The 18,446-nt window shown below is 53.7% G+C and carries 16 protein-coding genes, 1 tRNA gene and 3 pseudogenes; 7 read left to right on the top strand and 13 right to left on the bottom strand.

All coding sequences use genetic code 11. The features are described 5' to 3' along the window. Positions 1–126 precede the first annotated feature (126 nt). Entirely contained in the window at positions 127–951 is an 825-nt protein-coding gene (locus RMO51_RS13300; RefSeq protein WP_310395364.1) for a recombinase family protein, read from the bottom strand. Between the two features lie 261 nt (positions 952–1,212). On the opposite strand from RMO51_RS13300, the gene RMO51_RS13295 reads away from it, so the two are divergent. Beyond that, complete coding sequence (locus RMO51_RS13295; protein ID WP_310395362.1) at positions 1,213–3,273, top strand: Piwi domain-containing protein; 2,061 nt, start codon at positions 1,213–1,215, stop codon at positions 3,271–3,273. Continuing rightward, positions 3,270–4,412 (top strand): hypothetical protein, encoded by a 1,143-nt coding sequence (locus RMO51_RS13290; RefSeq protein ID WP_310395360.1) that lies wholly within the window; start codon positions 3,270–3,272, stop codon positions 4,410–4,412. The genes RMO51_RS13295 and RMO51_RS13290 overlap by 4 nt, the downstream gene beginning before the upstream one ends. 220 nt (positions 4,413–4,632) lie before the next feature. Here the strand turns inward: RMO51_RS13290 and RMO51_RS13285 are convergent, their stop codons facing one another. Together RMO51_RS13285 and RMO51_RS13280 are read right to left on the bottom strand one after the other, a co-directional pair. Further along, on the bottom strand, positions 4,633–5,517 hold the full coding sequence (locus tag RMO51_RS13285; RefSeq protein WP_310395359.1) for an IS3 family transposase: 885 nt from the start codon (positions 5,515–5,517) through the stop codon (positions 4,633–4,635). After that, entirely contained in the window at positions 5,514–5,822 is a 309-nt protein-coding gene (locus tag RMO51_RS13280) for a transposase (RefSeq protein ID WP_310395367.1), read from the bottom strand. The genes RMO51_RS13285 and RMO51_RS13280 overlap by 4 nt, the downstream gene beginning before the upstream one ends. Positions 5,823–6,047: 225 nt before the next feature. Between RMO51_RS13280 and RMO51_RS22600 the strand changes: the two are divergent. Continuing rightward, a pseudogene (locus tag RMO51_RS22600) lies at positions 6,048–6,239 on the top strand (T9SS type A sorting domain-containing protein); the annotation flags it as partial. A gap of 21 nt (positions 6,240–6,260) precedes the next feature. Further along, positions 6,261–6,506: a DUF4113 domain-containing protein gene (locus tag RMO51_RS13275; protein ID WP_310395357.1), complete on the top strand. Its 246-nt coding sequence runs from the start codon at positions 6,261–6,263 to the stop codon at positions 6,504–6,506. Positions 6,507–6,559: 53 nt separating this feature from the next. Here the strand turns inward: RMO51_RS13275 and RMO51_RS13270 are convergent, their stop codons facing one another. Further along, on the bottom strand, positions 6,560–7,390 hold the full coding sequence (locus RMO51_RS13270) for a hypothetical protein (RefSeq protein ID WP_310395355.1): 831 nt from the start codon (positions 7,388–7,390) through the stop codon (positions 6,560–6,562). Positions 7,391–8,480: 1,090 nt separating this feature from the next. On the opposite strand from RMO51_RS13270, the gene RMO51_RS13265 reads away from it, so the two are divergent. After that, positions 8,481–9,188 carry a hypothetical protein gene (locus RMO51_RS13265; protein WP_310395353.1) on the top strand — a complete coding sequence of 236 codons (708 nt, stop codon included), beginning with the start codon at positions 8,481–8,483 and terminating at the stop codon, positions 9,186–9,188. A gap of 63 nt (positions 9,189–9,251) precedes the next feature. Here the strand turns inward: RMO51_RS13265 and RMO51_RS13260 are convergent, their stop codons facing one another. The 6 genes and pseudogenes from RMO51_RS13260 to RMO51_RS13240 all read right to left on the bottom strand — a co-directional run bounded on the left by RMO51_RS13260 (position 9,252) and on the right by RMO51_RS13240 (position 12,735). After that, entirely contained in the window at positions 9,252–9,911 is a 660-nt protein-coding gene (locus tag RMO51_RS13260; protein ID WP_310395351.1) for a hypothetical protein, read from the bottom strand. Between the two features lie 205 nt (positions 9,912–10,116). After that, positions 10,117–10,296, bottom strand: coding sequence for a helix-turn-helix domain-containing protein (locus RMO51_RS22595; protein WP_409025044.1), 180 nt, complete (start codon positions 10,294–10,296; stop codon positions 10,117–10,119). Between the two features lie 42 nt (positions 10,297–10,338). Then, a complete protein-coding gene (locus RMO51_RS13255; protein ID WP_310395365.1) occupies positions 10,339–11,373 on the bottom strand; it encodes an IS3 family transposase in 1,035 nt (344 codons plus the stop codon). Further along, positions 11,307–11,525 (bottom strand): annotated as a pseudogene (locus RMO51_RS13250) (transposase); the annotation flags it as partial. The pseudogene RMO51_RS13250 and the gene RMO51_RS13255, both read right to left, overlap by 67 nt. 639 nt (positions 11,526–12,164) lie before the next feature. Next, a pseudogene (locus RMO51_RS13245) lies at positions 12,165–12,545 on the bottom strand (DnaB-like helicase C-terminal domain-containing protein); the annotation flags it as partial. Between the two features lie 118 nt (positions 12,546–12,663). Continuing rightward, positions 12,664–12,735, bottom strand: a tRNA-Arg gene (locus RMO51_RS13240). A 163-nt stretch (positions 12,736–12,898) separates the two neighbouring features. Between RMO51_RS13240 and RMO51_RS13235 the strand changes: the two genes are divergently transcribed. After that, the gene (locus RMO51_RS13235; RefSeq protein ID WP_310395350.1) at positions 12,899–13,414 is read left to right on the top strand and encodes an Ohr family peroxiredoxin; all 516 of its coding nucleotides are present in this window, start codon (positions 12,899–12,901) and stop codon (positions 13,412–13,414) included. Positions 13,415–13,503: 89 nt separating this feature from the next. Here RMO51_RS13235 and sucC read toward each other — a convergent pair whose 3' ends face one another. Both sucC and RMO51_RS13225 read right to left on the bottom strand, forming a co-directional pair. After that, positions 13,504–14,700, bottom strand: coding sequence for an ADP-forming succinate--CoA ligase subunit beta (gene sucC / locus RMO51_RS13230; protein ID WP_310395348.1), 1,197 nt, complete (start codon positions 14,698–14,700; stop codon positions 13,504–13,506). Between the two features lie 185 nt (positions 14,701–14,885). Continuing rightward, entirely contained in the window at positions 14,886–16,067 is a 1,182-nt protein-coding gene (locus RMO51_RS13225; protein WP_310395346.1) for a glycoside hydrolase family 113, read from the bottom strand. A gap of 118 nt (positions 16,068–16,185) precedes the next feature. On the opposite strand from RMO51_RS13225, the gene RMO51_RS13220 reads away from it, so the two are divergent. After that, on the top strand, positions 16,186–16,845 hold the full coding sequence (locus tag RMO51_RS13220) for an ABC transporter ATP-binding protein (RefSeq protein WP_310395345.1): 660 nt from the start codon (positions 16,186–16,188) through the stop codon (positions 16,843–16,845). Between the two features lie 169 nt (positions 16,846–17,014). On the opposite strand, the gene RMO51_RS13215 is transcribed toward RMO51_RS13220, so the two are convergent. Beyond that, positions 17,015–17,860: a hypothetical protein gene (locus tag RMO51_RS13215; protein ID WP_310395343.1), complete on the bottom strand. Its 846-nt coding sequence runs from the start codon at positions 17,858–17,860 to the stop codon at positions 17,015–17,017. Positions 17,861–18,446: the final 586 nt, after the last annotated feature.

Below are 18,446 nucleotides of genomic sequence, written 5' to 3'. Positions count from 1 at the left end.
GCAGGTTTTGCATTGATACCGCGCGTGGCCCTGGCTGTGGCCGTTGCGCCGAATTTGGTCGCTGCCGCATTTGGCGCAGAAGTGTTGCGTGTAAACCATAACTGGCAATACGGATTTCATCCTAACTTAGACCACCGCCAGACCAGGAAGATACATGGCTGCGCATTCCTCGTCGCTTGCTACTAGATCTATTTCGGGCAAAAACAGATTGATGACGTCTCGACCCAGTTCCTGGTCTGTTAGATTAGGATAAGTTTGATGTTCATTGCTTACAGTTGCTGGGGCAACTGTTTCAGCCGTGGCTCGGAGAAACAGGCGCTTCACTTGTTCGGCACCAAATGCCTTGCCTCGCCGGGTTTTGAAGGTTAAATTATTTAATTTCTGTGCGATCTGAAGGTAATTAAACCCTTTTTCCTTCAGGAGTAAAATGTGTGCCGTGGCCTTGCGGTTGTTCTCATCGGCATGGGCGTTCTGCTGATTGTTGGCACTTCCTTTCTGAGCCGCCGCGCTCGTCAGATTCTCTGGTTTCCCAAGTTTAGTCCCATTCGCCTTTTTCGCGGCGAGCGCTTCTGTAGTTCGCTTGGAAATCATTTCCCGTTCGTGCTGGGCCATTACGGCAAAGATGCCCACCGTTAAGGTATTGACGTCGGGCATATCGCAGCACACAAAGTCTACCCCAGTGTCGCGCAGTTTAAAAATAAAGCTCGCGTTCCGAGAGAGGCGATCGAGCTTCGCGATAAGCAGCGTAGCCCCCAACGCCTTTGCATGGGCTATAGCGGCGATGAGCTGTGGACGGTGGTTTTTCTTGCCGGATTCTACCTCCACATATTCAGCTAAGAGTGGTGTTTCTCTTACGAAAGATTCCACCGCTTGACGCTGAGATTCCAGGCCAAGCCCCGAATTACCTTGTTTAGTGGTACTAACGCGGAGATAGGATACGTATTCCTTCATGGCTTTCCAGTGCTTGCAAGTACGATTTGGAGTAAAGATAGCTATAGTTCACAAGACTTGAACGTTCGTTCAAGAAGTGTGAAGTGACCTGGCGCGTTTAGAAACGTCCGTTTGTAAAATGCTTAAAAGGGTCTTTGCCTAAGCCCTACTACATCCATACCCACGAAACTTATTATGGAACTGTACAAGTACTTCTAATAGATGCCTTACCTTTAGGCTTGAGCAATAAAATTTATTATAGGCATTAATAAGCAAGAGATTTTGGAACAGATAGAGATTAACTTTTTCAATATTACACTTTCTGAATCTTCATTCAATGTCGATTATATTGATTTTGTAGATATAGATCAGTTAAGTAGCCTGAGGGAGACTCACCCTGATAGCTACTTTGTTCACTCCGGAGATAAGATTTACTTATGGGGTGCTAAAAATATTCCTAATATCAAGGCCATATCTATAAACTTGGATGACAACTTGTTCTTAATAATTAAAATACTGTCTGAAGTTTTCATGAGGCAGTTCTATAATGATAAGAGCTCTTTCTTGGTGCGTAAGAAGATGCATATTTATGAAGTGGCGTTACTGAATGAGCCCTTATTTAGTGGCCAGTTTAATGGATTAGCTTTCTATAAAAAATTTAATCTGCATTTTTCACCCTTTAATGTCAATTCCAAAACAATCATTGGCTTGTCGATTTCTTCATCAATTTCTGAAGATATGGTGTGGGGTGTAGAAGATTTTGTGCGCTGTGGTATTCAATATGATGATTTAAAAATCAGCCCTGTAACAGGAAAAATACTAATAAATTCTAAGTCAAAATTCAGACTTGCTCAGGCATTTGATTACGCATCACAACTTAAGGTTGAACTTGATAAGTTTAATTATATTCAAAACGAATATAAAGAGATTAATGACTTTGTAGGGAGGTATTTTACTGAATTTATTAATTCTGACCTATTTCCTAATGAAATGAGAGTTGCTGATATAACAAGCTTAGCATTCTCTCGAAGCGATTCATCTTCCGGTTTGGGGTATAGTGTGCTTATTGCTCCGGAATGTTATTTTTATAACGGAAAGTACCCGTCTTTTGCAAATTCGTATAATAATAGGTATAAAATCAGTTATAATAAGCCATTCTCGTATGACGAATTTGAAAACCGAAAAATTAATATATCAATTATCTATCTCGAATCTGAACACCAAAACGTTAGAAGGTTTTTCAAGCACATACAAGATGAATTGATTAATACTTTCAAGCTTAAAAAAGAGAATTTCAAGTACACTACTTTTTTAATTGAAGATATTTCTCTGTCCTCTTACCAAAAGAAGATGGTAGCAATATCAAAATCAAGTCCCGACCTAGTAGTAGTCATTATTGATGAAAAGCATGAAGCATTGCCTACTTCTGAATCTCCATACTTTTTTTGTAAATCTGAATTTATAAAACAGGGAATAAATACACAAGAAGTGCAGATACAGGGGATTAATAAATTTATAATAGATAAAAAGCAGAACACCACTAATTATACGGACCACAATTTAGCGTTGAATATATATGCTAAGCTCGGGGGAATGGCGTGGACTATCAAGCCTAAGGAGCCTAAAAATGAATTGGTTATAGGTATAGGTGCCACCACGGATAATAATGGCCAGCCTGTTCTGGGCTTAACTTCTGTTTTTAGAGGTGATGGTAAATACCTCTTCGGCAAGGCTGCCTCGGTGACAAATATGAATAATTATGAGGAGAGTTTAGAGAAAATAATTACACTAGCAATTCAAAATTGTATAGATGATTACACACTTGATGTAAATGAAGTAGTCTATCTGGTGTTTCATATATTTAAACCGGCTGGTAAGGATAATGAGATTAAAGCATTAAAAAGTGCGATTCGGCATTTTAGGAGATATTCCTTTGAGTATGCATTCGTTCATGTTGGTGATGGGCATAACTACAGGTTTTTCACTTATGATATGACCTCTGATAAAATTACGTTTGATATTAAAGGTGGCAGAGCTCAAAACAAAAGAGGGGCTTTTGTTCGGCTAACTGATAGGTCAGGCTTTATTGGTCTAAAGCCAAGTAATTCAGCTTTTGTAAAAATAAACGTGCATAAAGAATCAAGCATCATTGATTTGGAATATGTGGCAGCCCAAATTTATCAGTTTGCCGAAATATCGCATACAAGTTATAATAAATCCGGTAAGCCAGTGACTATAAAATATCCTCACCTGATGGCGTATTTCGCTGAAAAACTTAAAGAACTGAATGGCTTTTATCTTAATGAAATAGAAATGCCCGATAATTCACTTTGGTTTATATGATGCTTGAAGATTTAATACATAATTTGAGAGCAAGATTGTTGAATGGCGATAATCTTGCTATAGTTGCTTATAAATTTATTCGTGGCAAGGTGGATGAACTAGCTTTGTTAGATGCCTCGGGATATACTGGCAATATAGAAAGTATTGCCATTGAGGGGTTCTTGGGTCAAAATGCAGATGATAGAAAAATCAAAAAAATAGAAAAGATACTCGACTCTGGCTACTATAAGAAATACATTAATTTATATGCCATGATTGGCCTGCATATGCAGGATTATCTGGTCGGTAGTGAATACTTTGGAAAGTATATCGCACGTTGGTTTCAAGAACACTCTGTTGGCCATAAATATCTGATAGCCAAATTCTTCAGCGATTCTTTTGAAGGCAAATTGGTGAAACTCTTAGAGAGTAGCATTGATTCAACTGGGCCATTAGTTTTATTGTTAAAACACATTTATTTGGAGGAGTCTGTAAACGTGCCCAGACTACTTATATCATTTGCTGAAATTGAGAATGAACTGGATATTATTGACTTACTTGTTTTAGAGGATTTGCAGAGCATCCAAGCTATTAGGTATAATAAGGTTCAGCAAGCCTTGCTTAACGACATTATATGGTGTGCAAGCGAAATCCAAAGCAAACACAAAGTGCTTAACAATAAGGAGGACCAGTACAATAGTAATTTTCAATCTCTCTTAAAGGCAAAAGGTTACAAGACCGAGCCACAGACACAAAGAGGTGAATCTCTTACCCAGACCTCGTACGGTGAATTAGATATTGCAATATTTACTGAGAATAACTTGCCACTTTCGATTTTCGAAGCATTTGTTATTGATAGCATAGAAAAGGATTACATAACAAAACACCTTGTAAAGCTTTCAGAAAACTATGACCCTAACGGGCTGAAAAATAATTACGCGGTTATATATTCTAAAAGCAATTATTTTAATGATTTATGGGAGCGGTATATAGACTTCGTTCCAACTATTGATTTTGAGCATGAGATTTTAAAAGGCTCATTTGAAGATATTACAAATCAATTTCCAAGATTTGCGGGTACGAAAATAGGGCTTACTAAGCATGATAATAATAAAACTTTAGTTTATGTCTATCATATTTTTATGGACATGAATTTCTGATTTCTTCTTAAATGATTTAAAAAGGGTTAAATGTAATTAGTATTTAAGGCGCTCAGGTCAGCCAGTCAGGCAACTCTACTATGTTTGCCTCATAATATTCTGGACCGCTCGCGCTGATGAAGCTACGTAGCTGCACGATTTTATTAGAAGCTGTGTCAAACTCCTCTTCCACAAAAAATCGGCCCGGCAGTTCGTACAGCTTGAAAGTGAGGTGGTCTAGCTAAACTGGACAGAATTGGGACGTTGTTTGAAGATGGGTTTCGAAGTGGTTGGGGGCAAGGTAACCGAGTGAAGAATGCCGTCGTTCGGCGTTGTAATAGGCGATGTGGTGGCTGATTTCGAGCCGAGCTTCGGCCAAGCCGGGGAAACTGCCGCCGTCGAGTAAGTCGGCCTTGAAACGACTCCAAAAGGACTCGGCGTGGGCGTTGTCGTAGCAGTTGCCGCGCCGGCTCATGCTTTGCTGGGCGCCGTTTTTGGCGACCAAGTCTTTGAAGCGGGTGGCGGAGTACTGGCTGCCCTGGTCGGAGTGCACGATAAGCCCGGCCGGGGGCCGGCGCACCACGAGGGCCCGGCGGAGCGCTTCGCTCACGAGGTCTTCGGGCATGGTATCGCGCACGTCCCAGCCGACTATTTTGCGCGAACAGCGGTCCAACCAGACGGCCAGGTACAGCCAGCCCCCGCCCTGGCGGGGCAGGTAGGTAATGTCCCCGACCCAGATCCGGTCGGGGGCCGTGGGGGCCGGCTGGCCGAGCAAGCGGTTAGGCGCGGCGCGCACGGCCGGGTTCGAGTCCGTAGTGCGGGGCACAAACGAGCGGGGCTGCTGAGCGCGTAGGCCGTGGGCCTTCAGCACGCGGCGGATGCGCCAGCGGCCTACGGCGTGGCCCTGGGCCTGCACTTCGGCGCGCATCCAACGCGTGCCATAGCGCTGGCTGTGGTTGGCAAACGCTTCGCGCACGGCCACTTGCCAGGCCGGCTCTACTGCCGCTGGCACCTGCTGGCGCCGCTGCCAGGCATAGTACGCGGCCGGCGCCACGCGCAGCACCTGGCAGAGTTGGCGCACCGGTGCCTGGCCGGCATGCTGGGCGATGTAGCGGTAGGTGCTCACGGGGTCGGCTGGCCGAAGATGACCAAGGCTTTTTTTAACATATCGAGCTCCTGCGCCAGCCGTTTGTTGGCTACCCGAAGGGCGCGCACTTCCGGGTCGCGGGCCACTTCCACGCTGCCCACCTCGGCCACGAGTTGCGCCTGTTGCCAGCGGTAGAGCAGCTTGGGGCTGATGCCCAGCTGCCGGGCCGCCGCCTGCGTACTGCGGCTCTCGCTGGCCAGGCGCAGGGCCTCGGCCTTAAAAGCTTCGTCGTAGTTTACGCCGTTTGTCGGGCGACGCCCCGCTGGTTCTTGCTGCCATAACAGAAGAAATATACGTCCTTCTTCTGTCCGCCTTGCCTAGACCACTTCAGAAGGTCCCTACCCGTTTCGCATCAAAACCGGGACTCCACCAAGGGAATTCGCCTCGTTCACCGTAACAGCCACCAATACTTGCGGCGCCACTACTACTAGCAGTTCTGCGGGGGAAGCGCCTACTTTTCGTATTGCACCGAGTTCCGCCAAGCGCCCAGCACGGCGGCGTATCCCAACCCAACTTCCGGGTCGCTCACCCTGCCCCAGGGCGCCTCGGATGCGACCCTGCTCAACAGCCAGGGCCGAGCGGTGCGGCGGGCCGACGCAAGCGGCAACTTTAATGTGCGGGACTTGCCGGCCGGGCTTTATAACCTGCAAATGAAGCAGAACGGCAAGCTCGTCAACCAGCGCATCGAAGTGAAGCACTAAGCGGCCAAGCAAACGCCTGCAATGAGGACCCCGACCAACTGGCCGGGTTTTTTTGCGCCCCTTCCGTGCTGCGAGGTCGTATGGGTGTCATTAACGCTACTTCCGCGGACCCAACGGCTGATGCAGAGGCTGGACGCCTTGAATACCCGCTTTGGCAAGGGGAGCGTGCAGGTGACCACGGCGCTGGGCGGGGCAGTAGGCCAGCCCGCACCCTGGAAAGGGCAACAGCAGCGACGGACGCCGGCTTATACCACCAATTTGGGATGAACTGTGGCAGGTGGGAAGTTGACAGGCCGTAATTGGCCAAAGTATGCACAAGCCTACTCTCTTTCCACCATTCTTAAAGTAGCATTGAGGGTGGCCAAATAGTAGTTGAACATCCAACTGTACCAGATATCGGTATCGTAACGTTCCTTTTGCTTGCCGTTATTATGGCGAATGGCAAAATTATTTGCCAGATTGAACATGTCGCCTTCATCCTTATCGAAGAAGTTTTTGACCTGTGGGCGTATGAATTCTAGGGCTCCTGCTAAATCCCGAATGGCATCTAGCTTATCTTGGTTCGTCGCACGGTGTCGGCGAAACTTTCTGATGGCCGCTTGCATTGGCCCTCTCACGTTATCGTGCGTTGAGGGGGGAAGTTCGGCTTCCAGCAGTGGTTTCAGACCCTCATCAGCCAAGGACAGCACTTCTCCGGCTTCAGATAATTCAAAGCCTTGGTCGTATGCTCCTAGCACGCGGTTCATTCGTTCTCGATAGGCTGTCCGTCCACTGGGTTGATGAAACTCGTCGTAATGCCAACCACAACTATTATATTCATGATAGCGCCCCGCCGTAGGCTTGGATACCCGGTCGTGTAAATACTCAATCACATCAAAAAGGTCATCTTCAGTCCATGTTGACAGGTTTTCTTCAATAGGCCACAAATGGGCTTTGCGCAGCGCAACCAACATGTCAATTTTTAAATCGGCTCCGGCGGTACCAGGTACAAAGCCCATGTCGATGCAATCGTACCCTAGGTGCTGTTGGAAGTAACCCTCTCGTTTAAAGTCACTATAAAAAGCAAGAAAAGCACGTTTCAAATCTTCAAGTGTTAACCCGTCTTGTGGGGCCCTGTTGCCATTGCGCTGCGAGTAGTAAGGCCGGTCCATGAATAAAATGCGTGGAAAAGAGGGTTCAGTCCTGCGAAGTTCGGCAGTAAAATGCCATAGAATGGCCGTGCTGTGTGTGCTCCCAAGTTAGAGTTGTTTAATCCTGCTCTTCATCAATTGAAACCTAGGCTTCTCATTTTTATAATATGTATGTTGAATCAATTATTAAATTATTATAATACTATTTTTTCGGACATAGTTTAGCAGGTTGCTCCAGGCCCTCTTCAAACGCTGGTTGCATGTAAAGAACACCTAACGCTAGGCCCTCGGTGCGCTGGAAGGCGTACTTCTTAAAGCCGAAAAAGGGCACCGTTCCGTGCCCCGTCCTCTTCACCCGCTTCGCTTCTGTGTCCACCGGCTGGCCGTCGGTCTTGCTCTGATTGCTGGCTAGGTTGGCCTCTTCGGCGTCAAAGGCCCGCTTCCAGCTTGTTTTTCCCTTCTTGGCTCTGATTTGCCTTCCTTGGCCTCTGTTCAGACCAGAAGGGCCTCTTTTACACCGTTCAGAGTCTATTGCTGGGTCGAGGCTTCTAAGTAGGCTCTGTTGCTGTCAGAACAGCCTTTGAAGCTGTCCGGAGCTTGGGAAGGAGGGAGGAATCCTCCTCTTACCTCTTTTACCTCTCTCCCCCCTCCCCCTGTCTCCTAATACCTCCGGATGATTAAGCATAACCCTCTGACGCAGTTGGGTAGCAGAAGAGCGCAGCGACCGGTTGCAGCGAACCAAAACAAGGCTCACCCTAGGCCCCGCAGCCCCCGGCTACCCGCAGCCAGGGTCAGGGGGCGTGGAAGCCGCTGAGTCGCAATCAACGACCAATTTGGGCAGCACGGCAAGGCGGGGCCGCCGCAACTGCTTTGGGTTGCGCATTTGTTGCTGTATCAAATGGGTTTTAGGGCTTTGAATCCAGCAAAGGGCACAATTGTCAAGGTGTACAGTACGGAAAACGGTACGCGGTACAGAGCAACAGGCTGTAGCAGTATAGACTCTTCGTAACAGCTCTATTCAGGCGAGGTGACAATGAACCCGCCGCTCGTTGTATGTGAATGAAGAAGCGTAGGTTTAAACTGCCTTTGCCAGCCTTACTGATTCCTTCCCATGAGCCTTCCATTTATCCAAGAAGAATACGAGCTGCGTATCCGCCCCGAAATAAATGCCTTAGTGGCCGAAGTAGAAGCGGCAGTAGCGGCTAATCCTGCGCTACAAACATTATACAAGGGCTGGCGTGTGTTCTTCAGTCCGGTGTTGGCCAGGCCTAGGGTCTTGCTCATTGGCATTAACCCAGGAAATGGGCAGGCGGGTAACATTGACACGGCATTCTGGGGGGGGGAATTGCCCTTTGAATATACTGCTTACAGCTACACACTGGCCCGGGAAACCCGACAGGCCTTTGCCGATGCCGGGCTTGCTGCTGTCTTCGCAAGCGACACGATGAAAACGAATTACTGTTTTCTGAGCACCACACAGGCCAAGGAATTGGAACAACTGACCGACGGATTAGGGCGGACGGCAGATGGACAAGAGAATTTGGGTCAAAAGGTCTACCGTAAGTCTAATGAATGGACACTGCGGTTTCTAGCGTTGTTTGGGCCGCAAGTCGTGCTGTGCGAAGGGAAAACAGCTTATAACTGGGTCCGCCAACTGTTAGGACACAGCCCAGAGGAGGCATGGGACAAGGAATCGGAATGCGGATATGCCCAATTTCCCGAACAAGGATTTACCTTGATTGGGTACAGCCGTAGGTTAAGTCAAATTCGCAACAAGCCCGCTTTAGCCACTTTATTGCAGCGATTTGTGACGTCATGACTGCTTGCGGCAATTTAAGTTTATTAGCTTTTCGTCAAGGATTCGCTAGTGCTCGCGGGGAAATTATTCTACGAACGAAACAGAAGTCTTAATGCCAATCTTTTCGCCAACAGCCTGCTTCATTATTTCTTCATACTGATGACGGTCATCGTCAGTGATATTAGAATTTGGACCTGTTATTATTGCTGTTGCAATTTTCTTTTTATGTATGTCTTCTATCATTAAGAAGACAGCAAACTCTTTTTTCGAGGAATCCTTAGATTTAAAAACACCCTTCTTGACTGTTATAAAATCTTTTTTCACTGCACTGATAAATTTTGCTTTTTGTTTAGACTTTATTTTGCCCATAAGTGCGAAAGCATTGCGTAGCTTGTCATTAGCAACGAGGTAAATCTCACCCGTTACACCTCCTTGGGATAAACTATAAATTTTGACGTTGGTATTTAACTCTTTGTCAAAAAAAGTATTTTGTCTTAAAACAAGTGCCGTATCTGATATTATTGCTGATTTTAGCACCATCTTGACTTTGTTTTCGGAATCGCCTACGAATAATGACTCACTAGATTCAGCTGGTTTAATACCAGCGAATAGGTCTGACGAGGCTTCTATAACATTGTCATTATCTTGAGTGCTATTGTGTTTATTTTCATCCGTGCTACTGTGAGCACATGAAATGCAAAGCAATGAAATGGCTATCAGGTAAAGGAATTTTGTTGCAGACATAATGGTGGGACGTTTTGAATTCGAAAGTTAGTAAGAGTGTAATGCTATGTCGCTCCGGCATGCGCCTGCAACTTGCTTTTTTGGGTATCGTCAACTGTGATAAATAAACAGTTATACCGCATTGGCTCATCTACTGTTAACCGATTAGCTGGGGCACAGTGTACCGCGTACCGTTTTCCGTCCGGTACGCGGTACTATGCTTGCGTTAACGGGTCGGTTCTTTTCGACCTAGCCAGTTCTGTACCGTGGTCTTAGGAACCCCCAAACGGCCGGCAATCACCCGGATGCTTAATCCCTGCGCTTGAAGCCTATGCGCTTCAGCCTCTTGGTCCGCCCGCACCTGCTTGCGTGAAGTGGCTTGGTGGCGTTTGGCATGTTGCAACATTTGTCGATATACTGGGGTGGTACAGTAAAAACGGACAGTGAGCTAAGGTAGGTTGGTTTGGAATTCGTGTTCAAATTGGTGGGGCGAGCGGTAGCCGAGGGCGGAGTGGCGGCGGTCGAGGGTAAAGTAGGTGTCGAGGTAGTGGGCGACTTCTAAGCGAGCTTCTTCCAGCGAGGCAAAGGGGCTGCCGCCGGGCAGTAATTCGGTTTTCAGCGTGCTCCAGCCGGCTTCGGCCTGGGCGTTATCATAGGGGTTGCCAGGCCGGCTGAAGCTGGCCAGGGCGCCGGCTTGGGCGATGCGGGCCCGGCAAGCGGCGCTGGTGTACTGGCTCCCCCGGTCGGCGTGAATAATCAAGCCCGGCGCGGGTTGGCGCAGCGTCAGGGCCTGTTCCAGGGCCAGCAGCACCAGTTCGGTGGGCATCTGGGCGGCCAGGTGCCAGCCCACGACCCGGCGGGAGCAGGCATCGCGCCACGTCGCCAGGTAACACCAGCGCCCCCCGACCAGCGGCAAGGAGGTGATGTCGCCGACCCACACCTGGTTCGGGGCGGTGGGAGTTGGCCGTCCCAGCAAGCGGTTCTCGGCCACCACCGCGGCCGGGTCGGCCACGGTGGTGCGCGGCCGCAACGGGCGCGTGCTCAGGGCCCGCAGCCCGTGCCGGTGCAGCCACGAGCGCAGCGCGTAGCGCCCCACGGCATGGCCCTCGGCGCGCAATTCCGCCCGCAGGCGGCGGGTGCCGTAGCGTTGGGCGTGGCGCGTGAAGGCGGCTTGCGCCGCCGCCTGCCACGGAGCAGGCGTGGGCTGGGCACGGCCCCGCCATTGATAATAGCCCGCGCAACTGACGCCCAGCACACGGCAGAGCACCTGCACGGGCCACGGTTCGGAGCAGTGCCCGATGAACTGGTAGCGGCTCATGACTGAGGCGGCTGGGAGAGCCCGCGCTTCAAGCGGGCGCTGGTCACGACTTTTTTTAAAATATCGCGCTCCATCTCCACGCGCTTGAGCTCCGCCCGCAAGCGCTTGATTTCGTCGCGCTCCGCGCTGCTGGGCACGGCCGCTTCGAGGGCCTGGCGATGCCAGCGGCCCAACAGGCCCGGCGAAATGCCTTGGGCGCGGGCCACGTCGGTTTGCCGGGTACCGGCCGTTACTTGCCGGACGCACTCGGCTTTGAACGCGGGCGTATATTTCTTGCGGGTGGCGGGCAAGCCGCCAAGGTTCAGTTTCTCGGTCATGGGCAACGGAAGTTAAGACTTCGCGCTGTCCGTTTCACCTAGACCACCTCAGAGTATAGACACGTACTTTACTCACTGTCCCCGCTGGCCCTACCAAGGCCCGCGCAGCCAAGTCTTTGCTAAGAGCCCTGCATTTAATCATAAGCGCATTACCTAATCAGTTCCGCTAAACTGTCCAATTTTGGGAAGTGGTACAATGGCTATTTCAGTACTGGCCATTTTTAAATTATTTAATTAACTGGCAAAGTTACCCTAGCCGTTGAAGCATTCAGGCTAACCAATCGGGCAGTGTAAAGTAGGTTCCGTAGTCCTATAATTGACTTAAATCAATGAAGCCCCGAAGCTGAACAATGCTGTTGGAGGCTCTTTTAAACTCCACTTCAACAAAGAATCGGCTCGGCAGCGCGGATAGCCTGAACGCAAACTCTTCTTCTCAACGTGTTATCAAGGAGATATTCATATCAAACACGGCCACAAGCGGTCGGTTGTGGGATAGGCCCTTGAACCCTTATAGGGTCATAGCAAAGTCAGATGCAGACTGAATATCAGATTGCACCCTTCAAAGAAAATTTACTGTTACTAGCCGTGTTACTTAAAGTATAAGTAATTGATTATAAGTGATTGTCAACCCTAGGGGCAAAGGAAGACGATGCAGTCGGAGTCCTGCTCCAGGCTGCCGGACTCACGCAGGTCCGAGAGCAGCGGGCGCTTCTCTCCGCCCCTTTTCTCCACGTCGCGGCTGAGCTGGGAGAGGGCGATGACGGGGGCGTTGAGCTCCTTGGCCAGCTCCTTGAGGCCGCGGCTGATGCTGCCCACTTCCTGCTCGCGGTTGCCGTTGGTGTCGCCGCGCATGAGCTGGACGTAGTCGACCAGGACCAGGCGCAATGGGTGCTGGGCGTGTAAGCGGGTGCACTTGGCGCGCAGCCGCTGGACGATGAGGCCGGGCGTGTCGTCGAGGTGGAACGTGTGGCCATGGGCGCGCAGGCGCTGGGCCTGCTGGCGGATGTGGGCCACTTGCTCTAGGCCGCCGGGCAGGTTGCCGATAAGCTCTATGATGCCAAGCCAATACCCACTGTCCCCTATACCGTCCCCCATGAAATTAAAAACCCCGTTTCCAAAGTGGAAACGGGGTTTTCAGTGGCCGCGTTAGGAATCGAACCTAAATCAAGAGCTTCGGAAACTCTCATACTATCCGTTGTACGACGCGGCCGGGTTGGGATGGGACTGCAAAAGTAGCCGCAAAAGCGGGTGCCGCCAAATATGACGTCCATATTCTTACGCCCTCACGCGGCCCAGCCATAACCCAACGGGCGCAAAATCAGTTAAGCCAGGTACCATTTCTAAGGTAAAATCCCCATTCCCAATTTCCCTTTATGAAAAAGAACCTGTACACGGCCGACGCTTCGGCCGTTGGTGGCCGCAGCGGCCACGTGCGCTCCGCCACCGGCATCATCGACCTGGATATGTCCGTGCCCGAGGGACTGGGCGGTAAAAAAGGCGCTACCAACCCTGAAGAACTGTTTGCCGCTGGCTACGCCTCGTGCTTCCAGCAGGCGCTGCTCGTCACGGCCCAGCGCGCCGGCGACACCCTCGACAAGGAAAGCTCGGTGCAGTGCTCGGTCACGCTGTTCCAGGAGGGCGAAGGCTACGGCCTGAGCGCCATCCTCGACGTGGACTTGAAGAAATTTGACGAGGCCAAAACCATCGAGATGGTCCGCTTCGCCCACAAAATCTGCCCGTACTCGGTGGGCACCCGCGGCAACATGGAAGTGGAGCTGCGCGTGACGGGCAAGGCCATTCCGGTGGAGGCCAGCGAGAACGTTGGCGTGTCCGACAAAGGCGGGGTTCAGGACCCCAAGAACGCCGCGCCGGCTGCTCAAAACGCCTAGCCTGTACCAAGCTAATCTTCCAGAAAAAGGCCCGTCTGGTAATCCAGACGGGCCTTTTCAACTTTTAAGGCTCAACTTTTAACTTGCCCCTACGCGGCCGCCAGCACTTCCTTCACGCGGGCAGCGGCGTCCTTGAGCAGCACGGCCGAGGACACTTTCAGGCCGCTTTCGTCGATGATGCGGGCGCCTTCTTCGGCGTTGGTGCCCTGCAGGCGCACGATGATGGGCACGCGGATGTCGCCGATGGCCTTGTAGGCCTCCACCACGCCGGTGGCCACCCGGTCGCAGCGCACGATGCCGCCGAAGATGTTAATCAGGATGGCCTTCACGTTCGGGTCCTTGAGGATGATGCGGAAGCCGGCTTCCACGGTCTGGGCGTTGGCCCCCCCCCCGACGTCGAGGAAGTTGGCGGGCTCGCCGCCCGAGAGCTTGATGATGTCCATAGTGGCCATGGCCAGGCCGGCGCCGTTCACCATGCAGCCCACGTTGCCGTCGAGCTTCACGTAGTTTAGGTTGTTCTGGCTGGCTTCCACTTCCAAAGGGTCTTCCTCGTTGAAGTCGCGCAGGGCCACGAAGTCCTTGTGGCGGTAGAGGGCGTTTTCGTCCAGGGTCACCTTGGCGTCCACGGCCAGGATTTTGTTGTCCGACGTTTTCAGCACCGGGTTGATTTCGAACATGGAGGAGTCCGTTTCGTCGTAGGCCTTGTACAGGGCCTGCACGAACTTCACCATTTCCTTCTGCGCGTCGCCTTCCAACCCGAGGTTGAAGGCAATTTTGCGGGCCTGGAAGCCCTGCAGGCCCACGGCGGGGTCGATGTGCTCGCGGTGGATTTTCTCGGGGTGCGCCTCGGCCACTTCCTCGATGTCCATGCCGCCCTCGGTGGTGTAGATGATGACGTTTTTGCCCAGCGCCCGGTCCAGCAGCACGCTCATGTAGTACTCCTTGGGCTCCGAAGCGCCGGGGTAGTACACGTCCTGGGCCACCAGCACCTTGTGCACCAGGCGGCCTTCGGGGCCGGTTTGCTTGGTGACGAGCTGCATGCCGAGGATGTTGCCGGCAATTTCGCGCACCTGCTCCAGGTTTTTGGCCAGCTTCACGCCGCCCCCTTTGCCGCGGCCCCCGGCGTGGATTTGGGCCTTGATGACGTGCCAGCTGGTGCCGGTGTCGGCGGTCAGTTTTTCGGCGGCGGCCACGGCCTCCTCGGGCGTGTCGGCCACGATGCCTTCCTGCACGCGCACGCCGTATTTTCTCAGGATTTCTTTGCCCTGGTATTCGTGAATGTTCATAAAAACGGGTAAGGGGTGGGGTTAGCTGGGCTGACCTTGGATTACGGACGCGAAAGTACGGCGACGCACCGGGATTGGCTCAGTGGCGCGCCGTGCGGGCCTGTGGGTGGCGCGCAGCCTTGGCTGCGCGCCACTGAGCCAAGGCTGCGCCACTGATTTAAGCTGCACGCCCTTAGGTTTAAGCATCAGGGGCCGTACCAGCGGGCCAGCACGGCTTCGGCGGGCTTGTGCTGGGGCGTGAAGTCGGCGTGCCGGCGGGCGGGGCCGTCGGGGGCCAGGCCGGGATACCACTTCCAGATAAACAGGCCCTTGAGCCACGGCAGGTCCCAGCAGGCCCGGAACATGGCCTCGTAGCAGCGGGCCTGGGTGGCCTCGTCGGGCGCGGCGAAGGCAGCCGTGGGCGCGGGCCATTCCCAGGGCTTGGCGGCGGCGTCGGCGGTGGTTTTGTAGCCAATTTCGGTGAAGACCACGGGTTTTTTGACCTTCTTCTGCCAGGCCGCCAGCGCGCGCAGGTGCGGCTGCCAGCCGCGCAGCAAGGAGTCGAGCGGCGGGTTTTCGGCGGTGCTCAGCGGAAAATAGGCCTGGATGCCGACGTAGTCCAGCGCGTCCCAGAACCGAATCTGCTGGTACTCCCCGCTCCAGTTGGCGGCGTAGGTGAGCGGGCCGTGGTACACGCGCCGCACCTGGCGGATGAGCGCGCGCCAGGCCTTCTCGTGCCGGGGCTCGGTGGCGTGCAGCAGCTCGGTGCCGATGCACAGGCCGTCCATTTGAGCCGCTTCGGCCAGCCGGGCGTAGCGCAGCAGGAAGCTGGTGTAGCTGGCAAACCACTGGTCCCACTCGGCCGGGGTGGCCATGTTGATGGCGCCGGGCCAGGTGCCCCGCACCCACACGTGCGGCTTGAGCAGCGTGCGGATGCCATACCGCCGGGCCAGTTGCGCCGTGCAAAAGAGGCCGGCATCACCCTCGCCCCAGTAGCCCCCGTGCCCCGGGCGCCGCTCCTCCCGAACTCGAACTTCGGGCGCCGCCGCCCCGGCTTGCCAGCCGAACGGCATCTGGGCAATCCAGGTCACGTGTGCGCGGCGCAGCGGGGCCAGGTCGGCGGCGGTAATGGAGTCGCCCCCCACCCAACTCACGCCGCGCAGGCGGGTGCTGTCGAAAGGAGCGCCCGGCAGCTTTTCGCGGCGGGCGGGCACTGAAGCAACCCCGGCAGCCCCCGAAAGCCGATGGCTTTGGGCTTCCGCGACTGCGGCGCCGGGGGCCCGGCGCGGCCACCACCAAACCAGCAGCGGCGCCAGGCCCAACAAGGCCAGCGGCCACCAGCGGCGCCCCCACGCAAAGGGCCGGCTCATGCGAGAATGTTCAGTCATTGGCAAAATTCTCTTACGACAGCAGGCCCACGGGGTACGCCCGGCCCGACCAGGCTCCGTCCGGATTCTGCGTAGCTTTGCCAGTGCCCGCATTATTCACGTCTATCGTTGCCCGCCGTTGCTGCAAGCTATTAACATTCACAAGAGCTACAACGCTCTGAACGTGCTCAAGGGCATCGATTTGACGATTGAGAAGTCGGAAATCGTGAGCATCGTTGGTTCTTCGGGGGCCGGTAAAAGCACGTTGCTGCACATCCTGGGCACACTCGACAGCCCCGACTCGGGCGAGGTGCTGTTCGATGGCGAATCCGTCAGCACGCTGGGACGCAACGACTTGGCCCGGTTTCGCAACCGGCACATTGGCTTCATTTTTCAGTTTCACAACCTGCTGCCAGAGTTCACGGCCCTTGAGAACGTGTGCCTGCCCGCCTACCTGGCCGGGCGCTCCGAAAAAGAAGTGCGCGTGCGGGCCCGCGAGCTGCTGGGCATGCTGAACATGGAGTTTCGGGCCGACCACAAGCCCAGCGAGATGAGCGGCGGCGAGCAGCAGCGCGTGTCCGTGGCCCGCGCCCTGATTAACTCGCCCGAAATCATCTTCGCCGACGAGCCCAGCGGCAACCTCGACACCAAAAACGCCCAGGAGCTGCACCAGATATTCTTCCTGCTGCGCAAGGAGCTGGGCCAGACCTTCGTCATCGTGACCCACAACGACCAGCTGGCCGAAATGGCCGACCGCAAGATTGTGATGCGCGACGGCTACATTCTGGAGGGCGGCTAGCCCACGGGGCGGCTGTGGCAGAGCGCAAAACGTCGTGCGGAGCGGAACCGAAGCACCACCTTGTACCGCGCGGCAAAAACCTTGGAGCGGTTCTGAGGTCCGTGTTTATGGCGCGGTAAAAGTGCGGCGGCGCTACTACCACGACGGCCAACCTCAGCTTGTCAGCGCCTCAGGGCGTGGCCACCAACCACAGGTCGCCGGAATCGTTGAGGTTGTTGCCTTCGACGCGGCCCCGGGTGGCGTTGTCGCCGGCGTAGTAGTACAGCGGGCGGCTTTTGTAGGTGAGCTGTTCGCGCGCACCCGCGGCGTTCGGAGTCCGGGCGATGGTGGCAAAATCGCTGCTTTTAAGAGCAGACGGCACCAGGGGCGCGCTCAGGTAGAGCGCGGGCCAGATGGCCGCGCAGCCGCCGGTGCAGTTGGTGGGCTGCGAGGTGGGGCTGGACGCGTCCTTGGCGAAGAAGTACAGCGCGCGGCCGTTGACGTCGACCAGAAAGGATTTGTTGGACACCACGCGCGTGGTTTTGTCTTCCACGCTTTTGCTGGCCAGCACCACGCCGTAGCCGGGGTTGACTACGTACCAAACGGTGCCAACGCCGTTGCCGGAGGTTTGGCCCGGGGCCTCGCGGGTGTAGACGCCGTTGGCTGCGGGGGCGTAATAGTACAGGGGCCAGCCTTTGTACGTGGTCTGCGGGCGGCCGTCGGTGGTGGTTTTGGTGGCGAAGTCCTCGGCTTTGAGGGCCTTGGGCACTTTGAGGTTGGCGTCGTAGTACACGGGCCACAGAGGGTTGCAGGTGGCGCTGGTGCAGGTATTGGCCCCGTCCACGTCGCGGGCGAAGTAGTAGAGCGTGTTGCCCTCGGCGTCGGTGAGGTAGGTGCCGAGGGTGGCCGAAGTGGCCAGTTTCACCGTGGCCACGGCGTCCGGGTCGACCGGGTCGGTGTCTTTCTTGCAGCTGCTGACGCCCAGGCTCAGCAGGCTGAGCAGTGCCAGGCCCAGCCCCACGGACCAGAAACGCATTAACAAAAAGTTGAGAGAATTGGCGGACTTTACCATGACAAGGAAGAGTTAAGTGTTGGAAAAGAGTTAAGTGAGCGGGACTGATGCCCAAAAAACGGGCACGCGGTTTCCCAGGCACGGCCAGTGAGCGGGCCGGGGGAGGTGGCTGGGCGCAAGGCCCAGCCCATAGCAAAAAGGGCGGCGTGTACGGCCCACCAGGAGCCCGGCGGTGCAAGTCGGCGCCGACTTTGCACCCCCGCAGACCAGGGCTGGGCGGGAACACCGGGCGGGTTGCCGGGCGCGGGGACCGGGCGACCGCGCTTGCGGTGGGGTTACAAACGGCTACTCGCGGGGTCGCCGAAAAAGGTTGTTTGGGCCAGTCGAAATAAGTTTAGGGCTCGAAGCAGCCGGCCGGAGCCCGCTGATTATCGGCGCTGCGCGGGGCATGCCGCGGCAGTTCAGGGCCGACGCTTCAGCTAAAAATCTTCTTCCCAATCTCATTAGCTTTCACTAAATCTCATAATGCTCACAAACAATTGATTGTCAGTAATAAAATTTACTAAAATTTCTAGTCTTTTTGGCACGTTTCTTTCTACCTTTGGGTTGT

Source organism: Hymenobacter sp., assembly GCF_031398885.1.
GTDB lineage: Bacteria > Bacteroidota > Bacteroidia > Cytophagales > Hymenobacteraceae > Hymenobacter.
This window is presented reverse-complemented; position numbering and strand designations above follow the sequence as displayed.

Coding starts and splice junctions, on each gene's coding strand:
- RMO51_RS13275 (WP_310395357.1), top strand. CDS start 6,261: ATGAGGACCCCGACCAACTGGCCGGGTTTTTTTGCGCCCCTTCCGTGC.
- RMO51_RS13235 (WP_310395350.1), top strand. CDS start 12,899: ATGAAAAAGAACCTGTACACGGCCGACGCTTCGGCCGTTGGTGGCCGC.
- RMO51_RS13215 (WP_310395343.1), bottom strand. CDS start 17,860: ATGCGTTTCTGGTCCGTGGGGCTGGGCCTGGCACTGCTCAGCCTGCTG.
- RMO51_RS13270 (WP_310395355.1), bottom strand. CDS start 7,390: ATGGACCGGCCTTACTACTCGCAGCGCAATGGCAACAGGGCCCCACAA.
- RMO51_RS22595 (WP_409025044.1), bottom strand. CDS start 10,296: ATGTTGCAACATGCCAAACGCCACCAAGCCACTTCACGCAAGCAGGTG.
- RMO51_RS13300 (WP_310395364.1), bottom strand. CDS start 951: ATGAAGGAATACGTATCCTATCTCCGCGTTAGTACCACTAAACAAGGT.
- RMO51_RS13290 (WP_310395360.1), top strand. CDS start 3,270: ATGATGCTTGAAGATTTAATACATAATTTGAGAGCAAGATTGTTGAAT.
- RMO51_RS13225 (WP_310395346.1), bottom strand. CDS start 16,067: ATGACTGAACATTCTCGCATGAGCCGGCCCTTTGCGTGGGGGCGCCGC.
- sucC (WP_310395348.1), bottom strand. CDS start 14,700: ATGAACATTCACGAATACCAGGGCAAAGAAATCCTGAGAAAATACGGC.
- RMO51_RS13260 (WP_310395351.1), bottom strand. CDS start 9,911: ATGTCTGCAACAAAATTCCTTTACCTGATAGCCATTTCATTGCTTTGC.
- RMO51_RS13265 (WP_310395353.1), top strand. CDS start 8,481: ATGAGCCTTCCATTTATCCAAGAAGAATACGAGCTGCGTATCCGCCCC.